Below are 26430 nucleotides of genomic sequence, written 5' to 3' on the forward strand. Positions count from 1 at the left end.
CGGTGTTTTGCATCGACCTGTTAGGGCTTTACCGGCGTCTACTTTACGGGATGCTGCTGCTTTTACTTTCAAGGGCGCAGCTGGTGCGTCCCAGCGATGAGGTGGACGTCGCAGGCGCCTGTATCACGCGGTGCTGGCGTTAGCCAATCCTGATTGCCTGCGTGCCTAGCAAGATTAGACAGCGCGTTTGCAGGGGCTGACGGCAGCTTCTGCCTTTATTGAAGGTCAGGCCATGGTGCGGGACGTGTCCGGCCTGGCTCATTGGTTTCAGGCGTCGCCGACGCCGGCATAAGTACCGCCGCCCCGCTGGAAAGTGGCGGTGGTGAGACTTGGCTCGGCATCTCTCCCACGGTTTACCTGTTGTTTCTGTTGCTGGCCGATGTGCTGGCACCCTGGCCGCTGTTGCCGCGCATCATGGTGCTCACCGTGCTGGTGGTTGCCGTGATGACGTGGCTGGTGGCACCGAGACTGACACGACTGCTGAAGCCCTGGCTTTATCCATCGTCATCGCTCCGGTAGCAACGAGCTCAAACGCCATGCCTGCAAGATCTGTTTCGCGTGATCAAGCACCAGTTCGGTTAGACGAAGGTGCGCTACAAGGAGATCACTAATGAGTTGATGACGGAATTCGTCTACGGTGCCCGAGAACGGGCGGCCGGGGCCGATAGGACCTCGGAGTTCTCGGTAGGGGCGGAAAAATCTATGATCGAAGTGGGTCAGAAATGGTTGGCTTGGGTGTTATTGCTTAGGACATCAATTGATCAGGGATTCCCTAACCGCTGCTAGTGCTATCCAGCCAGGCGTTGATGGTTCTGATTTCCTGCTCGTTGAGGGAGCTGACCAGGCCTTGTAGACGCACCCGGGCGAGGATGTACTGAAAGCGCGCCAGGGCCAGGTCGCGCTTGACGTTGATGAGTTGCTGCTGGGCATTTAGAACGTCCACGCGGCTGCGCGTGCCGGCGGCAATACCCTTCTGGTTGGAGAAGAGGGCCCGTTGTGCCGAACGCTCGGCCTGCTGCTGGGCGCCGATCTTGGCGATGCCTTCGGCGATGCTCTGGAATTCCTTGCGGATCTGTTGCGCCACTTCGCGGCGCCGGGCTTCGTATTGTTGCTGGAATTTTTCGATGTTCGAGCGGGCCTGGCGCATTTGCGAAACGGTATAGCCGCCGGCAAACAGGGGGACGCTGGCCTGCAGGCCGACCATGGATGTCAGGTATTGGCTGTTGATCGAGACATTGTTTTCACTTTGGCTCTGACTGCGCTGGACGATCAGGTCGATGGTCGGGAAATGACCAGCGCGGGCTTTTTCGAGTTCCTGGGTGGCTGACTCGATCGAGGCACGCAAGGCGCGCAATTCCGGATTGATCTCCTCGCCCCGGGCGATCCATTCCTCGACATTGGCCGGTAGCGGAGGGCTTAGCTCGAGGCGGTCCGGCTGCAGGTCGGCCAGATCATTGATCGGCTGGTTGACGATGCTTTCCAGCTGGCGGCGGGTGAAGCCGATGTTCTGGCTGGTTTCGAGCTCCTGGGCAACGGTGATGTCGTAGCGGGACTGGGCGTCGTCGATATCGGTGACAGTGCCTTGGCCCTTGGCCAGGGCCAGCTTGGCGACCTCGACCTGGAGCGCATAGGCTTCTTTCTGGGCCAGGGTGAGGGCGTGCTGTTGCTTGGCCATGAGCGCTTCGAAATAGGCGCTGGCGGTGCGCACGACGAGCTCCTGCAGGCTTTTGTCGAGGGTGGCCTCGGCGCTGGCGACATCGGAGTGGGCCTGCTGGTAGAGCGCGAAATTGTATTTCCGGTAGATCGGCTGGCGCAGGGTCAGCGCGTAATTGCTGCTGAAGTATTCATATTCGTTGGTGCTGCGGCTCTGGGAATTGACCGAGCGTTGGTCGGTCTGGTTTTTGCTGCGCTGCAGGTTGGCCGAAATGTTGGGCAGTAGCTGGGCACGGGCCAGCGGAATGGCTTCGCGCCGTGCATCGGTGTCGGCGCGGACCGCCTGGTAAGTGGCGTCCTGGCTCAGCGCCAGGCGGTAGCTCTGCAGCAGGTCGATGGCGCTGGCGGGTGATGCAGCCAGGGCCAGGCCAAGAGCCAGGCCGAGGGCAGATTTTTGGGGGAAGTGTCGCATGGCAATGGAGCGGGTGATGGCGGGCACGGCTCACTCTTCCTTCATCGAAGCGGCAAGGCGCTTGAGCAGGGGATGAAGCAGGTATTCGAGCACCGTGCGTTCGCCGGTCTTGATGATGATTTCGGCAGGCATGCCGGCCTGCATCTGGCGATGGCCGAGTTCCTTGACGCCGGTGGGGGTGAGGGAGATGCGGGCCAGATAGTAGGCAACGTTGGTCTGCGGTTCGACGATGAGGTCACTTGAGATGGAGTCCACCTTGCCTTCGACCACCAGCGCCGGGGAGTGGGCAAAGGCGGAGAAACGGACATCGGTGGGCGCGCCCGGCTGGACCCGGTCGATCAGGTGGGGCGGGACGTGTGCTTCGAGCAGGAGGGTTTCGTTGAGCGGGACGATATCCATCAGCTTTTGTCCTGGTCCGATTACGCCGCCGACGTTTTGGGTCGCCAGCCCCAGAACCTGTCCTTCGACCGGGGTCCGGATGGTGGTGCGGGCCAGTTCGTCTCGTGAGGCCTTGAGCTTGTCGGCGTCAGCCTGGACTTCGCGACGGACGTCGGCCAACTGGGTGTCGACTTCCTTGCGGTACTCTTCCTTGCGTTGGCGGATCCGCGCTTTCGTTTCGGCAATCGCTTGGCGGGTACGCATGAGGTTGCCCTGCAGTTCGGCAAGGGCGCCTGTGTTTTCGGCTCTCATGCGCTCGAGTTCGAGTTGCTTGTTGCGCGGGGCGTAGCCTTCCTTGACCAGATCCCTGATGCCACCCAATTCTTCTTCGATGAAGGCGAGCTGGGCCTTGCGGCTGACGAGCAGGCCCTGGTAGCCCTGAATGGAGGCTTCCAGGCCCTGGATGCTTTCCTCGCTGGCTTGCATGTCGGCGGCCAGCGCATTGCGGCGCGACTGGAAGAGACTCTGCTGATTGTCCGTGGTCTGTTTGACCTGGGGGTTGGACAGTGCTTTTTGCAGGTCAGGGTGGAAGGTGATGCGGTTTTGTCCGGTCTGCTCAGCCACCAGACGCCCTTCCATGGCGCGTACGGTGAGGTAGTGCTGGTGGATCGATTCAAAGTTGGCCTGGGAGGTGGCTTCATCGATGCGGACCAGTGGGGCTCCGGCTTTGACGAAGTCTCCTTCCTTGACGAAGACTTCCTGGATGATGCCGCCCGAGAGGTGCTGAATGGCCTTGCGCTTGGTGTCGATGGTGACTGTGCCGGGGGTCGGTACGCCTTCGTCCAGGGGGGCCAGGACGGCCCATAGCAGGAAGCCGCCAAAGCCGAGGCCGAGCACCCACATGCCGATACGGGCCGGGCGGCCGGTGTCGGTGGGGAGCGGAAGTTCCGTTCCGGAGGCCGTGTTGGCGGGGTTGGCAGGAAAGGCTCCAGGGGTGGAGACGTTATGAAGGGCCATGATCGATTCTCTGGGTTGAAGGGTGAGAACGGAATTTATGCGGGCTGGACGGCAGGGCTGCTGTCGCGGCTGGTAGAGGGGACGTTGGGCCGGGCCTGGAGTGCTGCCAGCACGTCCTGACGCGGACCGTAGTGGATGATGGCCCCTTCCTTGAGCACCAGCAGATGATCGGTGACGCTGAGCGCACTGGGGCGATGGGTGATGATGAAGATACTGCTGCCTTGCGCCTTCATTTCCTGGATGGCCTTGAGGAGTGCGGCTTCACCAGCATCGTCGAGGTTGGAGTTGGGTTCGTCGAGGACGATCAGGCGGGGCTCGCCGTACATGGCCCGGGCGAGGGCGATGCGCTGGCGTTGTCCGCCCGACAGGAGGCTGCCGGCCTCCCCCATTGTGGTGTCGTAGCCCCTGGGGAAGCGCAGAATCATTTCGTGAACGCCGGCCCGTTGACAGGCACGGATGACCTTGTCGGGGTCGACTTCACCGAAACGGGCGATGTTTTCGGCAATGCTGCCGTCGAAAAGCTCGACGTCCTGCGGTAGGAAGCCCAGGAAGGGACCCAGTTCGTCGCGTTCCCAATCCTCCAAGGGGGTCTTGTCGAGGAGGATCCGGCCTTCTGTGTTGGGCCAGATACCGACCAAGGCGCGCGCCAGCGTCGATTTGCCGGAGCCGGATGGGCCGATGATGCCGATGACCTGGCCGGCGGGAAAGTCGACCGTCAGTCCCTTGAGGATAGGCTCCGGGCGGGACGGGGCGGTGGCCACCAGGTGCTCCAGGCTCAACTGGCCTTCGGGGACCGCGTGGATCAGCCTGCTGTCTTGCGTGGGGTGCTGAGCGAGCAGTTCTTCTAGGCGTTTGAAGGCCTGGCGGGCATCGATGAAGGGCTTCCAGGTGCCAACCATCATTTCGAGTGGCTGGGTGGCACGGCTGATCAGGACATTGGCAGCAATCATTGCACCCGGGCTCAGTTCGCCGCGGATGACCAGCAGGGCTCCGGCGCCCAGTCCCAGGGATTGCTGGGTGTAGCGCAGAAATTTGGTCAGGTTTTGAATGCGTGCGCTGACCTCACCGGATTGGTGATTGAGATTCAGGTAGTGCTGGTGGCGCAGTAGCCAGCGCCGCCGTAGGTCAGGCAGCATACCCATTGATTCGATCACTTCGGCGTTGCGCAATTTGCTCTGGATGTAGCCGTTGGCTCGGCCTCCCGCTTCCAGGGCGGTTTCGATGGGGCCCCGGGTGAGGGTGTGGGAGAGCCAGGCCATGCCGACCAGAATTAGCGAGAAGAAGATGCCGAGCAGGCCGAGCCAGGGGTGCAGCAAGAACAGCACGCCGATGTAGATGGGCGTCCAGGGGGCGTCCATGAAGGCGAACAGGCCGTTGCCGGTCAGGAATTGGCGCACGTTGTTGAGGTCGCTGAAGCCTTGGGCGGGGTTGCGGCCCATTTGTTGTAGTGAGGATTCGAAGCTGGCGGCAAAAACGCGGGAGTTAAGCTGCTGGTCGAGTTTGACGCTGACCCGCACGAGCAGGCGCGAGCGGGACCATTCAGTAAAACCCATGGTGGTGAACAAAAAGAGCGTCACGAGGGTCAGGGCGGTTAGCGTGACCAGACTCTGGCTGAGCATCACGCGGTCGAAGAGCTGCAGCATGTAGAGGGTTGGCGTCAGCATCAGCAGGTTCACGAGCACCGTGAACAGCATGCACACTGCAAATTCGCGCCGGAAGGCCCACAGCGTGGTCTTCAGCTCGCTGCGCAGAAAGGGAGAGGGAGTCTTCATCGCAAAGGTTCGCCGGGTGCGGAGGATGGATCAGGCGGCGACGGCCTGGGGGGGGCCGCCGGGGGATACGGGAATGGGAATGGCTTGCTGAGCGCTTCGCTGCAGGGCTGCAAGGACTTCGTCGCGGGGGCCATGGGCCTTGACCTGTCCGTCTTGAAGGAGGAGCAGGTTGTCCACCGCTGCGAGCACGTTGGTGCGGTGGGTGATCACGATGACTGTGGTGCCTCCTGCCTTGAGTGCCAGGAGTGTCTGTAGCAGCGAGTGTTCGCCGAGTTCGTCGAGACTTGAGTTGGGCTCGTCGAGCACGAGGACCCGGGGATTACCATAGATGGCGCGTGCCAGGCCGATGCGTTGGCGTTGTCCGCCCGAGAGGAAACAGCCGTCATCCCCGATATTTGTGTCGTAGCCGTCGGGCAGGGCCATGATCATCTCGTGAATGCCGACCGCCCGCGCCGCGACCTCCACCTTGTCCATGTCTACCTGGCTGAAGCGGGCGATGTTCTCGGCCAGCGGGCCATCGAAGAGTTCCACCGCCTGGGGCAGATAGCCCATGTGGGGGCCCAGCTCGGCCTTGTTCCAGGGGTAGATATCGACGCCGTCGAGGCGCACCTTGCCGCTCGCTGCCGGCCAGACGCCGACCAGCAGACGGGCCAGGGTGGATTTTCCGGAGGCGGAGGGACCGATCAGGCCGAGGGTGGTGCCCGCTGGTACGTTGAAGCTGACACCGCGCAGAATGGTCGCCTGGGAGCCGGGGGCGGCAGCGATGACGCCTTCCACGGAGAGCTGTCCGGTGGGGGCCGGCAGGGGCATGCCGGCTTCGCGCAGGGCAACGTTTTCGATCAGCAGGCTGACGCGGGTGTACGCATCGCGGGCGCCGACCACCTGTTTCCAGCCTCCAATGACCTGGACGATGGGGGCCAGCAGGCGCCCGCCGAGGGTCGAGGCGACGATCATCAGCCCGCCACCGCCGGGGAACAGGCCGACGATGGTCAACCAGCAGCCGGCTCCCAGCAGTAGTGAGGACTGCGACTGTTGGACGAATTTGGACATCGCCGAGTAGCGACCTGCGGTGTCCGAGGCGTTGGCCATCTGACGCAGGGTTTCGTTCTGCTTGTCGAGCCAGCGCCGGCGGATGCCACCTTGCATGCCCATCGCTTCGATGACTTGGGCATTGCGCAGGTTGTTGCTTGCATAGTTTTGAGCGTCGATGGCGGCGCGTTGGGCTGCACCCAGCGGGCCTTGTGTATCGCGCTCTGTGAGCCACGCCAGGCCGACCTGGAGGAGGGCTCCAACGACCGATATCCAGCCCATGATCGGATTGATCATGAAAATGACAAAAATGTAGAGCATGGAGAGTGGAACGTCGATCATCGCCATCAGGGCCGGACTAGAGATGAAGTCACGCACTGTGCGCAGGTCTTGAATGGCCTGTGCGCCAGCACCTGGAATGCGCCGCAGGTTGGCTTCAAATACAGTATTGAAAAGACGTTCGTTGATGTGGGCGTCGAACTTCAGGGCGATGTTGCGGAGCATGCCGCTGCGTACCCACTCCAGCACTTCCATCGCTACGTACAGTATGACGATCATCAGTGTCAGCATGCCCAGGGTCGTCAGGCTACGGCTGTTTACTACGCGGTCGTAGACCTGCAGCATGTACACCGTCGGCGCCATGACCAGCAGATTGATGAAAAAACTGAAGAAGATCACCTTGTGGAAGGTTGCTTTCTGAAGCAGCAGGGCCTCGCGTAGGACGGTGATTTTTTCGCCGGGCTTCATAGCCTGTACCTGAATGGGAGTGGGTCGAGCTTACCGCTACAGGGACTGCTGGGTAGGCGGAACGGGGGGCGGTGAGTGGGGACACGAGAAAGGATTCTGGTGCGATCAGAACGTATTCGGGAAGGTCTCCCGGCGTGTACTGGATGACTTCAGCACTCTCGTCCTGGCTGCCCGGGGTATCGGAAAAACTGAAGGACAGCCGATAGTCCTTTCCAAAACGCGCGAGGACAATTTCGCGGAGTTCGAGGCAAGCTGGTGATGTTTTAGCGGTGCTGGATACTCGTCTTGTCGCCGATGATGCGGGTGCGCACGGCTAGGCTCCAAGTCGATTTGGTGAGGCACTGGCCAACTGTTAAATGGTCAGTGCCCTCGTGTGGATAGGGAAAGCGTCTTATTTGCTCAGCAGCAACACGAGGCCGCTGGTCTGGGTTGGGGTCGCTGCAACGATGGTCAGGCGGTTCTTGTCGGTGTTGAGTGTTGCTATACCCTCAAAGTTGGCCGTTGACCCATCTGGACAGTTTTCATTCAGGGTCGAGATGAAAGCGTTGGCATTGCTCACGGCGACCAGGTTGCCGGAGTAGGTGCAACCGGTGGTCGAGGTGCCGGAGAGGATGCCAGTTTGGCTCGCGATGGAGAAGTTGAGTGTCTGGACTCCGCTGCTAACACTACCTGTCCAGTTACCTGCCGTATCCGCAAGGGACGCGGGTTGAGTCAGAGCATCCTGCAGGGTTATCTGTAAGACTTCGCTGTTTGCACCATTGAGGCTCAGAGTCTTGGTGCTAGAGGTTAGATCGGCTACCACCGTGCCTGTGGCCGTGATCGGCGTGCTGCTGCTGCCTAGAGCGTAGGTTTTGCCACTGAATACAGCCTGATCATTGATGCTGAGAACGTTCAAGTGGGACAGGTTTTGACTGAGCAGCCAGACGTTGGCCGTGTTACCGGCGCCGGGTAAAATGATGGCCGTATAGCTGGTGGCTGCGGTTGCCCCGGTGGAGCTCCAGCGGCCCTGCAGCTTGCTGGGCGTGAAGACCGTCGGCGTCGGAGTGGGTTCAGTGCTTGAAGCGTCACTGCCTCCTCCACCCCCACAAGCGGCCAGCAAGCCAACGGTACCGAGAGTGACGATGAATGCGCGTAACGCGGTATGTCCTTGTGTGTTTTTCATGGATTCGCTCACAAAATTATGCGTTATTGGTTGTGGGGACAGTCATCAGACTGGCCCCGGGTCTGACTTAGAACCAGAAATCGTCCACGTTGGTATCCGGCCGTGTTCCCACGATGGATAGGGGCATGAAGGCGACTGTGCCGTGTGCTGTGATGACACCGTCAGCCTGTCCGTCGGTGTCGAATACACCTCCGTCCTGCACCTGGAAGTCGATGCGCAGGCGTCCGCCCTCAATCACCATCTGGCCGCCATAAATGGGGCTTGCCAGGTTGACCCAGGTGCTGGAGGTATCCTGCATCCAGTAGCCGTTAACCCCCAGAGCCGGATCCAGATACAGGCTGAAGGTTTCTAGCTCACTGGTGTTTTGTACTTCGGCGACAAAATTCAGCATGCCTAAGGGCATCGTCATCGTGTCAGGTATGCTCGAAGGTGCATCTAGCTGTTCAACAGCACGAATCTTGGCGATGTTTCCGTCTGCTGTATCAGCTTTGCCGGCCTTGGCGTCAGCGACTAGAGTCACGAACGAATAGGGGGCCTCACCAGGGTTGGAAATGGCAGTCGGCGTTTTCAGGATTGGAGAGGACGCAACGTCGTCCTGGGTAGAGTCCTTGACGCCATCCCCGTTGCCGTCACCAGTGACAGCTCCCGGCACATAGGGCTGCGGTACAAAATTCTCGACAAGCTCCGGAAGCCCGTCACCGTCGTCGTCGGGCAGGTTGGCCCAGTCATCCCTGGAGGGAATGCCGGGGACTGGCGTGGAGCCACCACCCGTGGAGCCACCACCCGTGGTGCCGCCATCCGTAGAACCTCCGCCTGAACTGCCACCGCCGGTGGAGGGGGTCAGGTTGCTTACGGCCGTTTCATTCAGTGTGACGGCATCATTGCCCGCCGCATCCTGCAGGGCGGCAACGTCATTGCCGCCCGTCGGGTCAGTGTAGGCGACCGTGACGCTCTGACCGGCCATCGCAGCCGAGGCCAGCGTCAGGGTCACGGTCTTGGCGGTGGCATCGATGGCGACGTTGTTGACGGCTACCGTGCTGCCTCCCACCTTGACTGCAAACGCAGATGTAGCCGGCAGATTGCTGATCGACAGGGGGCTGGCGTCAGTGTAGGTCATGACCAGGCTGCCACCATTGATGCGGGCATATCCGAAAGCGGGGCCCTCCGTATCGCCGACAGCGGCATCTTCCGGGTCCTGATCCAGCACCGTGATGGCCAGAGTCTGTTCCGCGTAGGAGCCCAGATCGTTGGTGGCGCGCACGATCACGTTGTACACGTTGTTCGCACCGCTGTCGGCGGGGATTTCGTAGTCGGGCGCAGCCTTGAAGCGCAGCAGGTTGCCGGAAACGATCTCGAACTTGCCGCTGTCCGGGTTGTTGGTGCCGTCCGCCGTGCCACTGATGCTGAAGGTAATCGGCCTGCTGTTAGGATCGACAGCGGACAGCGCGGTGACTAGCTGGGTGTTCTCCATGATGAAGAAGCCGTTGGCGATGGAGATGCTGGGCGTCACGCCGGTGGCAATGTTGACATTCACGGCGACCGGTTCCGCCTGGCCACCCACCGAGCCGTCGTTCAGCGCGAAGCTGATGGTGCGCGAAGGGTTGGCAGGCGAAGCCTGGTCATTGGAAAACTGGATTGCCTTGACGAGTGCCGACACCGCGGCTGGTGTGGCGTCGCCATTGAAGCTCACCACCAGATCATTCGTACCGGTACCGCCCGCAACGGTGCCGATGGTGGTGCCAGCGTAGGTCACGTTGCCGCCGGAGATGCCAATGTCACCGACATTGGCAATGTTCAGCACGTCATGGCCAGGGTCGCGATTGAAGGTGATCGAAACCCGCAGATTGCCGCCGTTGAAATTGCTGGAGTCGGGATCGCTGATCAGTACGTCACCACCCTGTTCCAGCGCCTTGGCACCGGAATTGGCCGGGTAGCTCAATACGTCGCTGCCCAGGCCGCTGATGGTCGGTGCGTCGTTTACAGCCGTGCGGTTGACCGTCATCGTGACGGGTGCCGAGGTGCCGCCCTGACTGTCGCTGACAGTAATCGCGAAGCTGTCGCCATCTTCGTTACCGTCATGCTGGTAACGTACCTTGCCCGAGTTCAGCAGGGTGTAGGTGAAGGTGCCGTCGGTGGGCAGCGCTTCTCCGACATCCTTGACGCCATTGCCGTTGGCGTCGATATAGACAGTGCCGTGGGTGGGTGCAGAGGAGAGCTTGTAAGTCAGGCCGCTCAGCGGGGAGTCCACGTCGGCCGCGTTAATCGCCGTCGTGTCCAGCGTCAGGGAGCCGCCTTCCAGAACGGTTATGGGGGTGAGTGCCGACGTTGGCGGGTCGTTAACCGGGGTGACGTTCACATAGCTGGTGATGGCGACATCGCTGCTCTGGCCGCTCGTTTCGGTGACTTGAGTCAGAGTGATGCTGCGGTTGCCAGCAGTGGGGTTTTCACTGGTGTTGCGGTATGCAAGGCCATCGATCAGTCCGTTCCAGATAGCGCTCGTTGCGTCCTTGCCCAGCGTGATGGTGGCGGTGCCGCCGGTGACGCTGACGCTGTAGCCTACGCTGGCCCCTCCCGTGCTGGTGCCGGTGATACCGTGCGTCAGCGCAATGGCTGTGCCATCGATCACCAGATTTTCCACGGTTCCGTCACGCAGGCCGCTGACCATCACCGTGATGGCGGTGATGTTTTCGTCGGTTTCGACCGGGCTGGCCGCTGTACCCGAGAACAGTGCTTGAGCCGTTGGGCCTTCGGTAAATGCAACCGGCGTACCGAGGGTTCCTAGCGCCGTGGCGCTGAGGGTGGGCGTATCGTCCACTGGGGTGACGGTGATGCTGAACGTGGTGGGTTGGTTACCGTCAGAGCCTCCATCGGAATCGCTCTGCGCCAGACCATCGCTGACGTTGAAGGTGAAGCTGTCGTCCGCCGCAGGGTTCGTATCGGGATCGTCACCGTTGTGAGCGTACTTGATGCGGCCGGCGTCGATGTCGGCCAAGGCAAAGTTGCTGCCCGTGGTCAGCGTTTCACCTGCGTCGACGATCCCGTTGTTGTTGGTGTCGCGGAACAGCGTGCCATGGGTCGGCGCGGAGGCCAGGACGACCTTCAGGCCCGGTTGCTCGGTGTCACTGGCGCTCAGGTCGGCGGTTGCCAAGGTCATGGTGCCGCCTTCGTCCACCGAGCCTGCCAGATCGCCGCTACCCACCGGTGCGGTATTGCTACCCGGCAGTGTCGAGCCCACATCGACCGTTGCGCTGATGCCGATGACTCCGGTGTCGTGTCCACCGCTGGCCGTACCGCCGCTGTCCTGCAGGCTGGTCAGTGTGACCACGCGCAGGCCGGCAGTCGTTCCGCCGCTCAGTGCCAGTCCTTCGATCAGGGTCTTGGTCTGTGCGTTGGTCAGGCCGGCATGGGTAATCGTGACGGTGGCCACGTCCGGATTGGTTCCATTCATCGTGATGGCGTAGCTCACGCCGTCAAGCGTTCCGCCAGTGATGGCTGTAGTGCTTGCTGCGCCCAGCACGACGTCCACACCATCCACTTTGAGTGTCTCGGCACCCGCGTCTTTCAGACCACCCACCGTCAGCGTCAGTGTCTGGATGCTCTGGCCGCTTTCCACCGTCGTCACATTCACGCCGGAGAACAGGGCTGTGGTCGCCGGGAAGTTGCCGGTACCGTTCAGGGACGGTGCGTCATTGATGTCTGCTGCGGGGGCGACGATGGTCACGACCGAGCTGTCGATGTTTTCGCTGTTGCCGCGACCGTCGGTGTAGCTGACGACAGCCTTGTACTGGGTGCCGGTCGTGGCGTCGCCTGGCAGGGCGTAGGTCTTGCCGGTGGCGCCGCCGATGGACGTCCAGGTAGTGCCACCGTCGGTGCTGACTTCCCATTGGTAGCTGAAGGGACCGAGACCGTCAGCATCAGCCAGGGCACTGGTGTCGGCGGTCAGGGTCTCGCCGGCCTGGGGCGTGCCATCGTTGGTTATGGTGACGCCACCCGCGCCCAGCGTGTTGGTAAAGGCGACGGTGCCGCTGGCGTTGCCGGTCAGGCTGTTCGTCCGGCCCAATGCGTCATCGAAGGTCACGATAACCTTGACCTGCTTGCCTTGATCGGCTGTGCCAAGCGTGTAGCTGCCCGTGGTGCTGCCCGCACCGGTAGCGTTGGTCCAGTCTGTGCCGTTGCTGCTGACTTGCCATTGGTAGCTGAAAGTGGGGCTGGCAGGCCCGTCGGCATCGGCAATGCTGCTCACATCGCTAGTGAGTACCTGTCCCGGTTGCAGCGTGCCACTGATCGCCGGTGCGCCGGTGGCAGGGTCGTTCACCTCGGTCACGGTCAGCGTCACCGTATCGGCCGGAATGGTGTTGAAGACATAGTCCTCCATGCCATCCACCACCTTGAAGCCGAAGGTGTCGGTACCTGTGGCGTTGGTGCCGTTGGGGTTCTGGCCGTTGTGGGCATATTTGATGGTGCCCGCAGTTACCTCGGCCTGGGTGAAGTAGGCACCCGTGCCGATGGCATTGATGGTAGCCACGCTGGTGGTGGTGCCCACGGTGGCAATGGCTTCGCCCACATCCACCACGCCGTTGTTGTTGGTGTCGCGGAACAGGGTGCCTTGTGCCGGTAGCGAGGTCAGCACGTACTTCAGCGTACCCGCCGCGTTGTCCACGTCGGTGCTGTTGAGGTCGCCCGTGGTGAACACATACACCGCGCCTTCGTTCAGCGTGCCAGCAAAGTCGCCACCTTTTACGGGGACGTCGTTGACGGGGATGATGTTGATGGTGGCGCTGGCTGGCACGCCGGTGTTGTTGTCTTGGTCGACAATATCCACCGTTACCGTACGCGGGGTGATGCTGGGGTTTTCGGAGGTGTTCTTGTACTGTACCTCGCGCATGCCCAACTGGAAGGTGGTGGCGTCCTTGTTGCCGGAGAACACGATTTTGTGGACGCCGGCAGAGCCATTGGCAAGCACGTTATCGGTCGCGCCGTAGAACGTGGTGGTAATGCCGTTGGTAGCCAGATTGCTGACGATGCCCGCCGCTATGAACAGCGTTTCGGTGCTGTTGCCACCAGAGGTGTCGGCGGCATTGTTCAGCGTCACCGTCACCGTTTTCAGGTTGCCGTCCTGGTCGGTGATCAGGGCGTCGGTGCTGGTGATGTAGGTGCCGTTGCTGCCCTCAGTGTAGGAGGTGGTGTAGCTCACGCTGCTGGCAGTGTTGCCGTTGAGATCCACAACCGGGGTCCACAGTACCTGCACTGTGGTGGTGGCTGCTGCCGGTGCATACCCCGCGGCTGCCAGCGGAGCCCTGGCGGTTGCTGTGGTGACTTGCGTACCGTCGAGCCAGAAGCTCAGGGCGGCGTTGTTGGCGAGAGTGGGGAGCGGTCCGCTGGCAATGAAGTGGGTGGTGTCGATGACCGTGGCCACCGTCTTGCCCGTGTCGATGCCGGCGATGTAGATCTTCTGGCCGACCACAACGCTGGGGTTGGCTGCGGTGGTGGTGAAGGCTGAGGCGTTGGATTCCAGGCCGCCATCTACCGTTTCCTTGTCGAACACAGCAATGGTGATGCTGCGGTTGCCGGCAAAGGCGTTCTCGTTGCTATTGTTGTAGACGATGGTCTTCAGCGCGTCCTGGTACTGTGCGTGCGTTGCGGTACCTGTCAGCGTCAGCTTGGTGGCACTGGTCAAGCCATTGATGCCCGTGCCGTTGCCGGTGATCGTGATGCCAGCCGTGCTCGCGGTGGAGTTCAGCGTTTCGTAAATGGTGCGGGAGTTGTCCCAGGCTCCGGCGGTGATTTCCACGGTGGCCCTGACCAGTGTCGTGTCACCGTCGATGTCGGTGATCGTGACGTCGCTGTCCACCACCTGTACATCGGAGCCGCGGGGGCGGAATACGACGGCATGGTCGTTGCCGGTAAGATCGGCACCGGTTGCCCCTGCTACATCCACGCCAGCCGCCGTGTTGTTGTTGGCGTTCAGGTCCAGGCGCGGTGCGTCGTTGGTGGCGGTAACATCCACATTCACCGTGGCCAGGGTCACATCCCCGCTGACACCGTCATTCGCCTTGAGGGTGATGGTGGCAGTGCCTGTGCCGTTGTCGTTGGGCGAACTGGTGTATGAGACCTTGTCTGCCGTCTTGAGCCAGGTGTTGATGGCACTGAGGGTACCCGACAGGGTCAGAGTGCCGCTGTCGTTGCCCGTTACTGTGACGCCATCGCTGCTCGCAGCACTGAGCTTGCCTTCGCTGGCGACCAGTTTGACGGTGGCGGCATCGGTATTGTCCGGATCGCTCAATGCGAAGGTTGCCGGGATGACCAGAGCGGTTTTCTGGTCTTCAACAGCGGTGAACACTGTGGGTACATCACGGACCGAAATCGCGTCGTTCGCACCGTTGATGGTCACTTCCAGGACGCCGATATCCGATTTGAGCGTACTGTCAGTGACCGTGTAGTTGAAGTAGTCCTTGATCGAGTCCCCGCTGTTGAGGGCTTCGACACCGTATGCGGCCTGGTTGATAGTGTAGGTGTACACGCCAGTGCTGGCGTTGATGCGCAGGGTACCGTACTCGCCGGTCACCGAATACTCGCCCGCTTCGAGCAGGCCGATTTCACCCAGGCCTTCGGTATTCCCCGAGCGGAGGCCCGTCATAGCCTTGGTGTCGCCGCTATTGACGTCGGTGTCGTTGATCAGCAGATTGCCCGTGGCATTGCTGCCCGCAGTGCCGTTGTTCTCTCCGCCGGCTTCGGTGGCCGTGCCCATGTCATTTACCGCGACCGGAGCTACCGCGCCCAATTGTACGGGGCTGTCGGTGCTGTCCTGGCGTGTCTCAGCGGTGCCCTCGTTGTCGGTGTAGGTGACGACGACCGTCACGTACTTGCTACCGTCGGCGTCCGTGAGGGTGTAAGAGCTGAAGGTGGCGCCACTGATGGCGGTGGTCAGCGCGCCGGAGGTATCACCCCGATACCACTGGTAGGTGGGCGTGATGCCGACGATACCATTCCCGTCGCCGAGGGAGGCGACCAGGGTTTCACCCGGAGTCGAGCTGCCATTGACCGTCACAATGCCGGGAATGTTGAAGGCGGGAACCGTCAGGGCGTTCGATACCGGCGCTTCGGCGTAGCCGCCGGCATCGGTATAGAAGGCCTGGGCGCGTACCTGCTTGCTGGATTCGGCTTGCGTAAGTGTGTAGGTATTGGATGTAGCGCCGCCAATATCCGTCCATGCACCGTTGGCGTAGACCTGCCATTGGTATTTCACGTTGGCCAGAACGTAGCCATCGTCGTCCACCGGGGCGCTGGCCGTCAGTACATCGCCCAGGGCGATGCTGCCCCCGTTGGTGTCGCTGATGGTGGTGCTGCTGGTGCTGTTGGTGGCGCCGGCACCGTTGTCGGGGGTGGTGAGGTTGAGGGTGAAGGTGGTGAAGCCCGCTGCGCCCGTGGCGTCCGTGCCGATGACCTTGATGTTCAGGTAGGGAGTGCCGGCGGGGGGGTTGCCGCTGAAGGTGTGGGTGCCAGAGTTGAAGCTCAGCCAGCTGGGCAACGGATCACCGTTGGCCAGGGTGGCGCTATAGGTGATGAGTTCGCCTTCCGGGTCGGCAAACAGAGTGTTGCCTGCGCCATCGACGTCGAAGCTCCAGGCAGCCTCGGTGGCCAGGGTCTGGTCGGCCACCTTGGTGGCAACGGGGGCATCGTTGACCGACGTCACCACGATGGCGGTGGTGCCGACGTTGCTGCTGTTGGCGCCGTCATTGACTTGCCAGGACAGGCTGCGGCTGGTGCCTGGGTTGTCGCTGGTGGAGGCGAAGGTGATGGCTTTGAGAGCGGCCTCCCACTGGGCCAGGGTCGCCGTGCTGCCCGCAGAGCCCAGGGTCAGGGTTCCGGTGCCTGAGTCGTAGACCCCGAGAATGTTTCCGTAGGTGGCTGCGTTATCGTTGGTGAATGCCAGCAGATCACCGCTTACTTTTCCTGTACTGAGGGTCACCGTGGCGCTGGCCAGGGTGGTGCTGTCCACATCGGTCAGGTCGAGCGCTGGATTCAGTGCCTTGGGTGCAGCGTTTTCGGTGTAGGCGGCATCACCGTTGATCGACAGCACAGGAGCGGCGTCGAGCTTGGTGAGGGTGATAGTGCGGGAGGCTTGTTCGGCAACGGTTCCGCTGCCTGTAAAGCTGCCGCCGTACTCGATCACATAGCCAGTGACGGTGTAGTCAGCGGTTCCGCCCTCATTGGCTAGGTCATTCCATTTTCCGGCAACGAGACCTGCGTCAAAGTTGTTGACCGTGATGATCTGCGCGTAATCTTCTGCACCTCCAGTACCGTTCGGCTCGCCACTTTGCCAAGTGTAGTAAGACGGTGATGTGCTCGTTCCGCCATTGGTTCCATTGAAGAAAATGGTGTCCTTCTCTGGACCGCCCACCCATTTCCAAACGCCGTCCGAGCCTGAGTCACTTGCGCCGATCCAGGCATTGCCACCGACCTTGCTGACAATAAAGGCGTTCTCTGTCTCGGAGGTGATAGTGGCCAGATAGCCATTCAGGCCATTGAACGTGGAGCCTTCGGCAGCAGCGTTCGCAGCAGTCCAGGTAATGGCGGAGTCCGCCACATACCGGTAATAGTGCTGGTTGTCCGGGTTGTAGGCTGAGCCGCCCGCGATGGCGTTGACCGTCAGCGTCATATTGGGGTTGGCGGCGAGGTTGGCCTGCAGTTGCTGCAGGGCCAAATTCACGTTAGTCAACGTGCCTTCAAAGGCAATGCTGGCGGAGCCGGAGGTCAGACTGCCGTATCCCGTCGCAGCGCTGACGCCTGTGGCATCGGCCAGTTTGACCGTTCCTCCCGTGGCTTCGATGACCACCCGCACGGTGCCTGTGTAACCGGTGAGTACTTCCGGGTTGCCGCTGTAAACCGAGGTCCAGGTATTGGCCTGGGCCGTGCTGACATCCGATGCGTCAAAGGTGATGGTGCCGGTGGCGCTGCCGACGTCGATCGCCAAGGTGTGCGTGTTGCTGAACGCGGTACCGTCACCCACCTGGAAAGTGATGGCTGCTGAGTTGGTGCCAGGCTCGAACGTGAGTTTGTTGGCGGTGATGTCAGCCGCGCTAACCGTAGTCTCGGTTGTGATGGCTCCGCCATTCAGCTTGAGCGTGCCGCTGCTGCCCGAAGGCGGCGAGACGATTTTCACCGATGCCAGGGCATCCCCGTTGGCGTCGCTGTAGTTGCCGAAATCGTTGACGGTCAGCGTGATGGACGTCGCTCCGGTGGAGCTGAGGTCGTCGTCAGTGGTGGTCGGCGCCACATTGCCCGGGGCGGGGTTGGTATCCGAGGCGGACAGATCAAGGGTGGCGGTAAATGTGTCGCTGACGCTGGCGCTGCCGTCGGAGGCAGTGACCTTGATGTTCAGGGGTAGCGGCGCGGTGGCGGTGGGGGTGCCGCTGAGGGTGCGCGAGGCTTCGTTGAAGATCAGCCAGTTGGAAGGCTTGCTGACATCGTCGCCAGTTGTCCCGCTGATGGTGTCGATGACATTGCCCGAGCCGTCGACCACCTCGATGGTATAGGTCAGGTTGCTGCCTTCAGCATCCGCGAAGGCATTGGCCGGGATCTGATAACTCCAGCTGCCGTTACCGTTGAAAGTAGTATCGGCAAGGACTGCGGCCACCACGGGCAGATCGTTGGTGCCGGTGTAGGTGATGGTCAGTGCCTGGCTAGTGGTGGCGCCGTTCGAGTCGATGATGCTGAATTCGAAGGTATCGGTGGCGGTTTGATCTTGCGCCAGTGCGTTGATGGCGGGGAAGTTGCTGGGGGTGTAGGTCCAGGCTTTGGTGGTGGTGTCGAGGGTCAGGGTGCCGTAGAAGCCAGCCTTGGTGACGGTGCTGCTGCTCGTGCCGCCGCCGCGGATGCTGAAGGTGACGGCGGTGCCGTCTTCCACGTCAGTACCGTCCAGGGGACCGGTGAGGGCGCCGGACGCTGTTGTCACCGCACTGTCGTAGGTCGACGTTTCCGTGAGGCTGGCCCCCCCTACTGTGCTGGTGAAATACGGCAGATCGTTCACCGAGGTGACGGTAGTGCTCAGATTCACCGTATTGGTGGACAGACCATTGGCCGAGGTGCTCGTCTCCGTGTCGCGTGTGGCACCGTTGGTGAGGCCGCCCGCGTAGGCGTTGTCGGTCAGATAAACGGTCAGCACTCCCGGCGTACCGTACCAGTTGTCCTCCGGATCAAAACGTAGCTTGGTGCTGGTCGAGAGGGCCAGTCCATTGTTGCTCGCAACGGTACCGATATCGAACCAGGTGGTGCCGTCGGTGCTGTACTGCCACTTGCCATGGGCGGGGTTGGAGGCGTCGTTCACCACGACGATGCCGCTCATCGTGGCACCGCTGTCCACATCGGTGAAGCGCGGGCCAAACAAGCTGCTGACGGTGGCGCCGGCGTTGGTGCCGGTAGGCTGGTCTTCGTTGATCCCCGGCAGGACCACCGCTGTGGCTGCGGAGGCAATGAGCGGAGCATCGTTGACCGCAGTGACCGTGACCTGTGCCTGCACCGGGGTGCTAGACTTCAGGCCGTCTTCGTCACGGGCCACCACCTTGAAGGCGTTGAGGGGGCCGTTGGTATTGGCGGCGGGGGTCCAGTAGGCCTTTTTGGTTCCATCGATGACGTCGTTGACACCCGGATTCCAGGCGACGGCACTGCCGGCGTCGATGCCGATCTTCAAGCTGCCGCTGGTTACGCTGGTGACAATGAATGCGGTGACCGTACCTGCGACGAGTCCGCCGCCGGCGTCAGGTTTTTGGTCTGCCTCGTTGCCTTGGGCTGCCAGCTCGGCGTAGGTGATCTCGACTTGGTTGTCTTCGGCTACGGTATCCACGGGCGCTGCAAACGCTGTGAACGTGGGGGCCGGGTTGGAGGCCAGCTCTATCTGCGCGATGGTGGTGCTGACGTCGGCGGTGTCGAGCGAGGTGAAGTACTCGAAACTTACACTGGCCCCTGCTGCGAGGCTACCGCCCTTGAACATGATGGCAATGCCCGAATCCGAGGTGCTACTGTAGCCCTTGGCCTGGGTAGGCATGGCATAGGGGTTGGAGTTCGAGAAACCAAAGTTGGCGACGTTGGCCCGACTGTCGGACGAGAAGAACAGGATCTTTGCTGTGCTGCCCGCTGCTGAGTTATAGGCATCACCAGCCGCGCTGGTGGCCGACACCACGGCCTTGCCGTCACCGGCGACGATGGTGTTTTCGATCTTGTTGGTCGTGCTGTAGCTACCGCCTTTGTACACCGTGTTGTCCGGGTCAAAGGAGCGCATGAAGCGGACATCGGTCAGCGTGCTGCCCGAGGTATTGGTCAGGGTGACGACGGTCTTGAAGAACTTGTCGTTGACCTTGAATGTATGGGTTTGTTCGACTTTGAGGACGCTGCCCACAGTGCCCGTGAACTTCGCGCCCAACGAATCACCAGAGGAAAGATTCGTCAGGGATGTACTGCTAAGTGCGGCACCGCTGTTGCTGTTAAGAGCGCTATAGCCGCCCGTTGTGCTGCCGTTGTACCCCACTGCCCAGCGTTCTTCTGGTGTGCCGGGCAGGAAGTAGTCGATCCGGAGATCCCCCCCATTCCCAAAACCATCGGCATCGTTGCTCATGCCTACGGCACTACTTCCAGTAGTGCCGTAGAACCCACCGGGTTTGCTGCTGGAAGTCCCGAAGGAGCCTACCGAGCTGATGCCCAGCTCAATGTAGTTGCCCCCGATGAAGACTTCACTGCCCTGGGTGGCACTGTGTGCGCCCGGAAGAGCTAGTGTGTCATCGAAGTTGAATGCTGTGATGCCGGCTGCTTCGATCACTCCGCTGTGAGCCTCCAGCTCCCAGTCACCCCCCAGGCTGCTCGATCCGGTCAGATCGGTGGATGCGGCTACGTCGGCGCCGGTGAGGTCGGCGATCTGGCTGATGAGCGCACGGCCTTCTTCGCTGGCGCCCACGTCACAACCGTAGAACAGGATGTCGGCATCCGCGGACAGGTGCTGACCAAGGGCCTGGAGCGTGCTGCTGACCGAAGACAGGGTAGCTGCGTTGAGTTGGGTGTTGCCCAGCTGGATCTGGCCCGGTGCTCCGTGGGTCAGTACGTGGACTGCGTCAACGCCATTGTGGCCGTTGAGGGCTGCCAGCATCTGGGTGAGCCCGTCCTGGGTGGAGTCAAGTAGGACAACTTCAGCGCCGGCCGGTAGTCCGGCGAGAAGGGTATCCAGATCGTCTAGACTGGCATCGACAAAATAAAGGGAGTTACTGGTGCTGGCGGATGCAAGGGACATGATCGGGCTCCACAACAAGTGTAAGGATATTCCCAATCAAGATACCCATTTCGATAGGTCTTGAGCTCTCAAAAACTCTCAGCGTTGAGAGTTCTTGAGCGCAGTGCTATGGGTGTGGGGGCGTTATTCAACAGGGAATGTGACTTCCATTGTTCTGGGTAGGCGTAGGGCCAGTATGGTGCCACCACCTGGGTTGTCAGACGCATAGACACAGCCCCCGTGGGCGACGGTGATGGCACGTACGATGGAGAGCCCGAGGCCATCACCATGTGCTCGCGTGGTGCTTGAAAAGTCGGCCGTTCGTTTTTTGGTGAGGGTGTGGAAGCGTTTGAAAATCTGTGTCTTGTCACTGTCGGGGATGCCTGGTCCCCGGTCGGCCACGCGCAGTTCCAGGCTGTCCGCTTGGGCATCAAGGGTGATGCTGATGGGGGGCGACATAGGCATGCCGACAGGCCTGCCATGCTGGAGGGCGTTATCAATGAGATTGTGGATGGCAATACTGAGGAGCGCGGGGTCTGCCATTGTGCTGCTGGTGTGCGATGTCGATGTATTACTGACGGGGTGTAGCGTCATCAGGGGCGTGGGGGTGTCTGGCAGGGAATGGGTATAACGAGTTACGACTTCTTCCATGAGTGCCTGCAAGTCGACCCGGACCAGCTTAGGGTGGAGGGCTAGTTCCCGGAGGCGGTCCTGATGAATCAGGGTGTTGCTGAGATAAGTAAGGCGCGTGCAGGCGTGTTCTATGTTGTGCAGGCGCCGGGCGACTTCGGGGGGAGTTCGATTTGCGAGAAAGCGCAGAGAGTCGAGAGAGGACTTGATCATCGCCGCTGGTGTTCGAAATTCATGGGAGGCCATGGACAGCAGTTGGCGCTGTTCCGATTCGGCCTGCTGAACGTCGCGCAGGGCTTGGGCGAGGCTCGCCGTTCGTTCGGTCACCTGATGTTCGAGTTCCACGTTCTTGTTGCTGAGCTCATGCATCAAGTGGAGGCGCTGGCGCTCGTTTTCGTACAAGTAGTGGCGCATGCGCATGAACATGCTGGCCTGTAGGGAAAGCAGGTTGAAAAAGTTCGTCAGCTGCCAGCCGTACAGAGTGAGCTCGGAGAAGGGCCCGCTACCTATAATTGCAAGGACATTGATCAGAGATGCGATCATATGAATGACATGCATTGGGCCGTAGAGGCGACTTGTCTGATGGCCCCGTAGCATCTGGATTACGACAGCGGCTATCGCCAGTGGAAAGAGGGGGAGGCCCATTCGTCCCAATATGCCTACAATCCAGGCTTCCCCAAAGGGAACGACAATCAAGGGCACTATCATGGCGAGCGCCCAGCCTACAAAGATCCGGTGCAGCCAAGGATGAATCTGGTGGAATTGAAACAGTGTGGTTGAAAGCAAGGCCCCGATTGAAAATAGCAGTATGCTGAATATGTTGGTGGCCAGGTTCAGGTTGCTCAGGTTCTCCCAGGGGTAGTAGAGGTAAAGCAGGCCGTCCAGGGATAGCCACTGGACACAGGTGAGCAGCACATACAGCGTCCACACTAGATAGGTCCGGTCCCGAAGCAACAGATAAAGCGCCAAGGCACCCATGCCCATGACCAGATTGATTGCCGATACCGCTCCGAAGATCAGTCCCTCTGCTGATCGGAGAGCAAAATAGTGAGATTCGGAGTGGAGGTTGACGATGGCGGCCTGGGTGCTAGTAGTCCGGATCTCCAGCAGGATGGTGGTGCCAGCAGAGGGTCGAATGGCGAAGGCGGGCCGCAGGCCGCGCATCGCAACCTCTTGCAGCGGGATCTGGTCGCCCGCTCGGCCTAGTTGGGTGATGGTTCCTGTTTCATCCACCTGATAAGCCCGGACTTCGTCCAGATAGGCTGGGCCCACATCAACGATCAGAGATCTGGGAGAGGGCGGGCCAGCCTCAATAGTGAAACCCAGCCAGACCTTGTCCTTGCGAAAGCCCCGCCCTAGGTAGGCGGGCAGATGCTCAAATCCACCTCTGTGGTAGAGGGCTAGTGCCTCTTCTGGTGTTCCAGGACTGGCTTCTGCAGGGCTGGCGTACAGAAAACCCTCCAAAGGAAGGGTCGTGATGTGGGCGTTCACAGGTATTGCTACCCGGTTAGCCAGGGTATCTGTTGGCAGGCCGATCAACAGCATAAAACACAGCAGCAGGGGAAGCATGAGCAGCATAGGGGGCGAATGGAAGGGCGGCTTCTACGTTAAAATATGATGTCCTTCGGGGCACAACCAGTGTGTTGTAATCTCTTGAAAACTATGTCCGTTCAGCCAGCCAGCATTTCCGTTCTAATTGTCGAAGATGAGCCGGTTCTCCGTGAAGAGCTTGCCTTCCAACTCGGACATATGGGGTTTGCCGTTGAAACCTTCGAAAACGCCAGTCAGTTGTACCGATATCTTGCCGCATTCAGCACAACACTTGTTGTTTTGGATATTGGCCTGGAGGGGGAGGATGGCTTGAGCGTATGCCGGTATCTAAGAGCCCACGACAGCAGGATCGGGATCATCTTTGTAACTGCACGGTCCCTGCGGGACCAGCGGATCGAGGGCCTGGAGGCTGGTGCGGATGCCTATCTGGTCAAGCCTATCGATATCGACGAGCTTGCACTGGTCTTACACCGCTTGGCGGCCCGGACACATTGGCCAGCGGTGGAGCGACGAGCCTCGCTAGAAGCTCGCCCAACCTGGCACCTTGACGAGACCGAATATGAGCTTCACGCTCCCAACGGAGTCAGGACTACCCTGACCCTGACCGAAATGCGAGTGCTGCGTGCCTTGATCGCTTCTGGATCCTATACCTGCACCCATGCCCAGCTAGGTGTTGCGCTGGGTGTTCACCCCGACGAACTCGACAAACATCGCATCGAGGTGATTGTGAGCCGTTTACGCAGCAAGGTCACCCGCAGTACTGGTTTGGCTGCCCCTCTTCGGACGGATCGAAACCTTGGTTACCGTTGGGGGTAACGGTACTGTGTGTGGTGGTCAAGTAATTTCGGATACCTCGATGGGGTGCTGTACTGCGGTTTGCCGTTCATAGGCGGTGGGCGGCAGATAGCCCAGCGTCGAATGCAGACGGACGTTGTTGTAGAACCGAACGATGTAATCGGTGACGTCACGACTGGCTTCGGCGTGGTTGGCGTAGTCGTTCTGCCAGACGCGCTCCCTCTTCAGATTCAGGAAGAAGCGCTCCATGACGGCGTTGTCCCAGCAATTGCCTTTGCGACTCATGCTGCCCGTCAAGCCATGACGGCTCAGCAAGGCACGGTGGGCTTCGCTGGCGTACTGGGCGGATTCAACCGGTCGTCGCAACACCGGATTGCTGTGCGGATTTTAGATAGTCATTCAAAGCTTCTGCGGGAGTCTTCCATCCGAGCGTCTTCCGTGGCCGTGCGTTGAGCGTGTTGGCTACGGACTGAATCTCCTGGGCGCTCCAGCGGGACAAGTCTGTTCCCTTTGGGAAGTACTGCCGTAGAAGTCCATTCGTGTTCTCGTTCGTGCCGCGCTGCCACGGACTATGCGGGTCAGCGAAGAAGACACTCACCCCGGACTCGATAGTGAAGCGGGCGTGATCCGATAGCTCTTTACCGCGATCCCAGGTCAATGATTGCCAGAGCCGGGCAGGCAAGGTCGCTACCGTTCGTTTGAGTGCATTGGCCATCGTGATGGCGCCGTAGCCGGCCAAGGCAGGACCGTTCTTGGTTCGCGGAGCCTGCCCATAGCCCTGCTCCCGAGGCAGGTGAACAAGTATGGTGAAGCGACTGGACCGCTCTACAAGCGTCCCTATCGCGGAGCGGTTCAGCCCAATGATCAGGTCTCCTTCCCAATGGCCTGGCACGGCGCGATCTTGTACTTCTACGGGGCGGCTGGAGATCATCACCTCCTCGCTGACGTGGGCCCACGACCTGGCCTGAGACCTCGCCCGAGGCACGCGCAATGCCCGCCCGGTACGCAGGCAGCTGACCAGCTCCCGCTTGAGCGCACCCCGACCTTGAATGTAGAGCGCCTGATAAATGGCTTCATGAGAGATGCGCATGGATTCATCTTCCGGAAAGTCGACGCGCAGCCGATTGGCTATCTGCTCAGGAGACCAGCCATTGACCCATTTGCGGTCACCCCGATGTGGCTTGTTCCGGCCTTTGAAGGGCGCGTGCGCAGGTCCGACAATCTCATGGCCATCGGCGTCATGCATCTTGCCCTCTAACCGGTCTTGAACGTAGCACCGAAGTCGCGGGTGAGTCACCAACTTAGCGGACTTCGGTCTCCGGGCCGCCAGTTCCGCCTTCCACTGCGCAACCGATGCCCGATACTCGAGTTGGCCGCCGCGCGTGGCGGCGTTGCGAACCAGCTCCCGCGACACCGTCGATGGGCTTCGCCCGGTTTGCCGAGCAATCTCCCGTACGCCAACGCCCTGGGCGCGGAGCACCCCTATCTCTTCACGCTCGGCAAATGACAAGTACCGCCCGGACACAGGATTCGACATGAACAAGGGCATGCCTCCACGATGACGAAACCAGCGCGAGCCTACAGCCTGTGATGCGCCAACTGCTTCTGCCGCCTTCTCGCTTGTGATGCCGGTTGCGATCTGCGCCCAGAACCGCCGCTCAACCTCACGGCAAAGCGATGGTGCGCCAGGCGAGCGCATTGTCTCTCGACCTGTCACCTGCTTTTGCCACCCTGCGGGTCGCCCCATACAAACCTCCAGTTAGAAGGTGTTGCGACGACCGGTTGAATCCGCCCTGACTGCCCCGGTCGGAATACACGATCAGGCCCGCCGGCGGTTGGCGCTGCGTAATGGCCATCTGCAAGGCTGAACACACCAGTTCGGCAGGCATGTTCGGCGCCATGGCCCAGCCGACAATCTTGCGCGAGTACAGATCCAGCACCGCCGCCAGGTACAGCCAGCCACTGCGCGTGCGGATGTAGGTGATGTCCGAAACCCAGGCTGCATTCGCCGTGGCTGGAGTGAAGTGCCGGTTCAGAACATTGTCGGCAATCGGCAAGCCGTGGCGGCTGTCGGTGGTGTGAATGAATTTGCGCCGCCACACCGGACGTAGCCCATTGATACGCATGAGGGTTCGTATCCGGTATCGCCCCACGCGAAGCCCCTGCGCATGCAGGACGGCCCGCAGGCGCCGGCTGCCATAGCAGCGTCCGGAGGCGGTGAAGGCGGCGCGCAGGTGGGTGCTCGTTGGGCAAACCCTGGCGGGTTCGCCCCTGCGTGAGCGTACGGCGTAGAAGCCCGAACGACTCACGCCCAGCAACCGGCACAGCAATGCGGTGTTGTCGGCCTTCTCTTGCAACTGAGCGATGCACCGGTAGGTCATTTCAGTTCGCGGGCAAAGAAGGCCGACGCTTTTTTCAGCAGGTCATTGTCCTGGCGAAGCTGCCGATTCTCCGCCTCGAGTTGGCGAATGCGTTGTTGTTCGGCCGTCAGCGGCTTGCCGATGCCTGCCTGTCCGCTTTGCTCCGCATCGAGTTGCGCCAGCCAGCGGCGCACTGCGGTCTCTCCCAGACCCATGTCGCGGCACACTTGGCCGACGCTCAGGCCTTGGTCCCCGATCATCTGGACGACTTGCAGCTTGAAGCTCGCATCGAACGCCCGGCGTTTCTGTTTCATCTATTTCTCCTCCACGGGTGGATCATCCACCTATCGAGGTGTCCGAGGAAATTAGACCACTGCAGGAACAGATATTGTGGTGTTGCCATTCCGCGATCAAGAACATCCAAAGTCGGTCGTAGACTATATGTGAAACATGGATGCTGCCTCGTTTGTCGGGCTGTCTTCGGCATGGTGCCATGAAGACCTTGAAATATTGTGTCCAAAATAATAATGACCTGGCCCCAACCAAGCAGACACGGAGGCAAGGGGCGCGATGAAAAAGAGTCGGTGGATATGGGGTGTAGCTGCCGC

12 protein-coding genes and 1 pseudogene are annotated in these 26430 nt (G+C 60.8%); 2 read left to right on the forward strand and 11 right to left on the reverse strand.

Annotated elements, in window-relative coordinates:
• Window positions 1–261: 261 nt before the first annotated feature.
• Window positions 262–519, forward strand: coding sequence for a putative antibiotic biosynthesis monooxygenase (locus tag ETQ85_RS18900; RefSeq protein WP_148580637.1), 258 nt, complete (start codon window positions 262–264; stop codon window positions 517–519).
• Between the two features lie 253 nt (window positions 520–772).
• On the opposite strand, the gene ETQ85_RS18905 is transcribed toward ETQ85_RS18900, so the two are convergent.
• The 7 genes from ETQ85_RS18905 to ETQ85_RS18935 form a co-directional block, all read right to left on the reverse strand.
• Window positions 773–2152 carry a TolC family outer membrane protein gene (locus tag ETQ85_RS18905; RefSeq protein ID WP_148580638.1) on the reverse strand — a complete coding sequence of 460 codons (1380 nt, stop codon included), beginning with the start codon at window positions 2150–2152 and terminating at the stop codon, window positions 773–775.
• Between the two features lie 3 nt (window positions 2153–2155).
• Entirely contained in the window at window positions 2156–3520 is a 1365-nt protein-coding gene (locus tag ETQ85_RS18910) for an HlyD family type I secretion periplasmic adaptor subunit (RefSeq protein ID WP_148580639.1), read from the reverse strand.
• Window positions 3521–3555: 35 nt separating this feature from the next.
• On the reverse strand, window positions 3556–5292 hold the full coding sequence (locus tag ETQ85_RS18915; protein WP_148580640.1) for a type I secretion system permease/ATPase: 1737 nt from the start codon (window positions 5290–5292) through the stop codon (window positions 3556–3558).
• A 30-nt stretch (window positions 5293–5322) separates the two neighbouring features.
• A complete protein-coding gene (locus ETQ85_RS18920) occupies window positions 5323–7068 on the reverse strand; it encodes a type I secretion system permease/ATPase (RefSeq protein WP_148580641.1) in 1746 nt (581 codons plus the stop codon).
• A gap of 391 nt (window positions 7069–7459) precedes the next feature.
• Window positions 7460–8230 carry a hypothetical protein gene (locus ETQ85_RS18925; protein WP_148580642.1) on the reverse strand — a complete coding sequence of 257 codons (771 nt, stop codon included), beginning with the start codon at window positions 8228–8230 and terminating at the stop codon, window positions 7460–7462.
• Between the two features lie 67 nt (window positions 8231–8297).
• Window positions 8298–20507 carry a DUF4347 domain-containing protein gene (locus tag ETQ85_RS18930; protein WP_148580643.1) on the reverse strand — a complete coding sequence of 4070 codons (12210 nt, stop codon included), beginning with the start codon at window positions 20505–20507 and terminating at the stop codon, window positions 8298–8300.
• 123 nt (window positions 20508–20630) lie between these two features.
• Complete coding sequence (locus ETQ85_RS18935) at window positions 20631–22685, reverse strand: sensor histidine kinase (RefSeq protein WP_187394772.1); 2055 nt, start codon at window positions 22683–22685, stop codon at window positions 20631–20633.
• 93 nt (window positions 22686–22778) lie between these two features.
• Here ETQ85_RS18935 and ETQ85_RS18940 point away from each other — a divergent pair, with 93 nt between their 5' ends.
• Window positions 22779–23483 carry a response regulator transcription factor gene (locus tag ETQ85_RS18940; protein WP_246128821.1) on the forward strand — a complete coding sequence of 235 codons (705 nt, stop codon included), beginning with the start codon at window positions 22779–22781 and terminating at the stop codon, window positions 23481–23483.
• Between the two features lie 18 nt (window positions 23484–23501).
• Here the strand turns inward: ETQ85_RS18940 and ETQ85_RS18945 are convergent.
• From ETQ85_RS18945 to ETQ85_RS27490, 4 genes and pseudogenes are all read right to left on the reverse strand, one after another.
• Window positions 23502–23807, reverse strand: a pseudogene (locus ETQ85_RS18945) (integrase core domain-containing protein); the annotation flags it as partial.
• A 4-nt stretch (window positions 23808–23811) separates the two neighbouring features.
• Window positions 23812–25209, reverse strand: coding sequence for an IS30 family transposase (locus ETQ85_RS18950; RefSeq protein WP_148580646.1), 1398 nt, complete (start codon window positions 25207–25209; stop codon window positions 23812–23814).
• A complete protein-coding gene (locus tag ETQ85_RS27485; protein WP_148580647.1) occupies window positions 25127–25843 on the reverse strand; it encodes an IS3 family transposase in 717 nt (238 codons plus the stop codon). The genes ETQ85_RS18950 and ETQ85_RS27485 overlap by 83 nt, the downstream gene beginning before the upstream one ends.
• A complete protein-coding gene (locus tag ETQ85_RS27490) occupies window positions 25840–26136 on the reverse strand; it encodes a transposase (RefSeq protein ID WP_148580648.1) in 297 nt (98 codons plus the stop codon). Before ETQ85_RS27490 ends, ETQ85_RS27485 begins: the two co-directional genes overlap by 4 nt.
• Window positions 26137–26430: the final 294 nt, after the last annotated feature.

The sequence above is a fragment of the Zoogloea oleivorans genome, assembly GCF_008107625.1.
Lineage (GTDB): Bacteria > Pseudomonadota > Gammaproteobacteria > Burkholderiales > Rhodocyclaceae > Zoogloea > Zoogloea oleivorans.

What these genes read in the sequence shown, in the direction of transcription:
- ETQ85_RS27485 (WP_148580647.1), bottom strand. Translation starts at nt 25,843, where the DNA reads ATGACCTACCGGTGCATCGCTCAGTTGCAAGAGAAGGCCGACAACACC.
- ETQ85_RS18950 (WP_148580646.1), bottom strand. Translation starts at nt 25,209, where the DNA reads ATGGGGCGACCCGCAGGGTGGCAAAAGCAGGTGACAGGTCGAGAGACA.
- ETQ85_RS27490 (WP_148580648.1), bottom strand. Translation starts at nt 26,136, where the DNA reads ATGAAACAGAAACGCCGGGCGTTCGATGCGAGCTTCAAGCTGCAAGTC.
- ETQ85_RS18935 (WP_187394772.1), bottom strand. Translation starts at nt 22,685, where the DNA reads ATGCTTCCCCTGCTGCTGTGTTTTATGCTGTTGATCGGCCTGCCAACA.
- ETQ85_RS18910 (WP_148580639.1), bottom strand. Translation starts at nt 3,520, where the DNA reads ATGGCCCTTCATAACGTCTCCACCCCTGGAGCCTTTCCTGCCAACCCC.
- ETQ85_RS18920 (WP_148580641.1), bottom strand. Translation starts at nt 7,068, where the DNA reads ATGAAGCCCGGCGAAAAAATCACCGTCCTACGCGAGGCCCTGCTGCTT.
- ETQ85_RS18925 (WP_148580642.1), bottom strand. Translation starts at nt 8,230, where the DNA reads ATGAAAAACACACAAGGACATACCGCGTTACGCGCATTCATCGTCACT.
- ETQ85_RS18930 (WP_148580643.1), bottom strand. Translation starts at nt 20,507, where the DNA reads ATGTCCCTTGCATCCGCCAGCACCAGTAACTCCCTTTATTTTGTCGAT.
- ETQ85_RS18940 (WP_246128821.1), top strand. Translation starts at nt 22,779, where the DNA reads ATGTCCGTTCAGCCAGCCAGCATTTCCGTTCTAATTGTCGAAGATGAG.
- ETQ85_RS18915 (WP_148580640.1), bottom strand. Translation starts at nt 5,292, where the DNA reads ATGAAGACTCCCTCTCCCTTTCTGCGCAGCGAGCTGAAGACCACGCTG.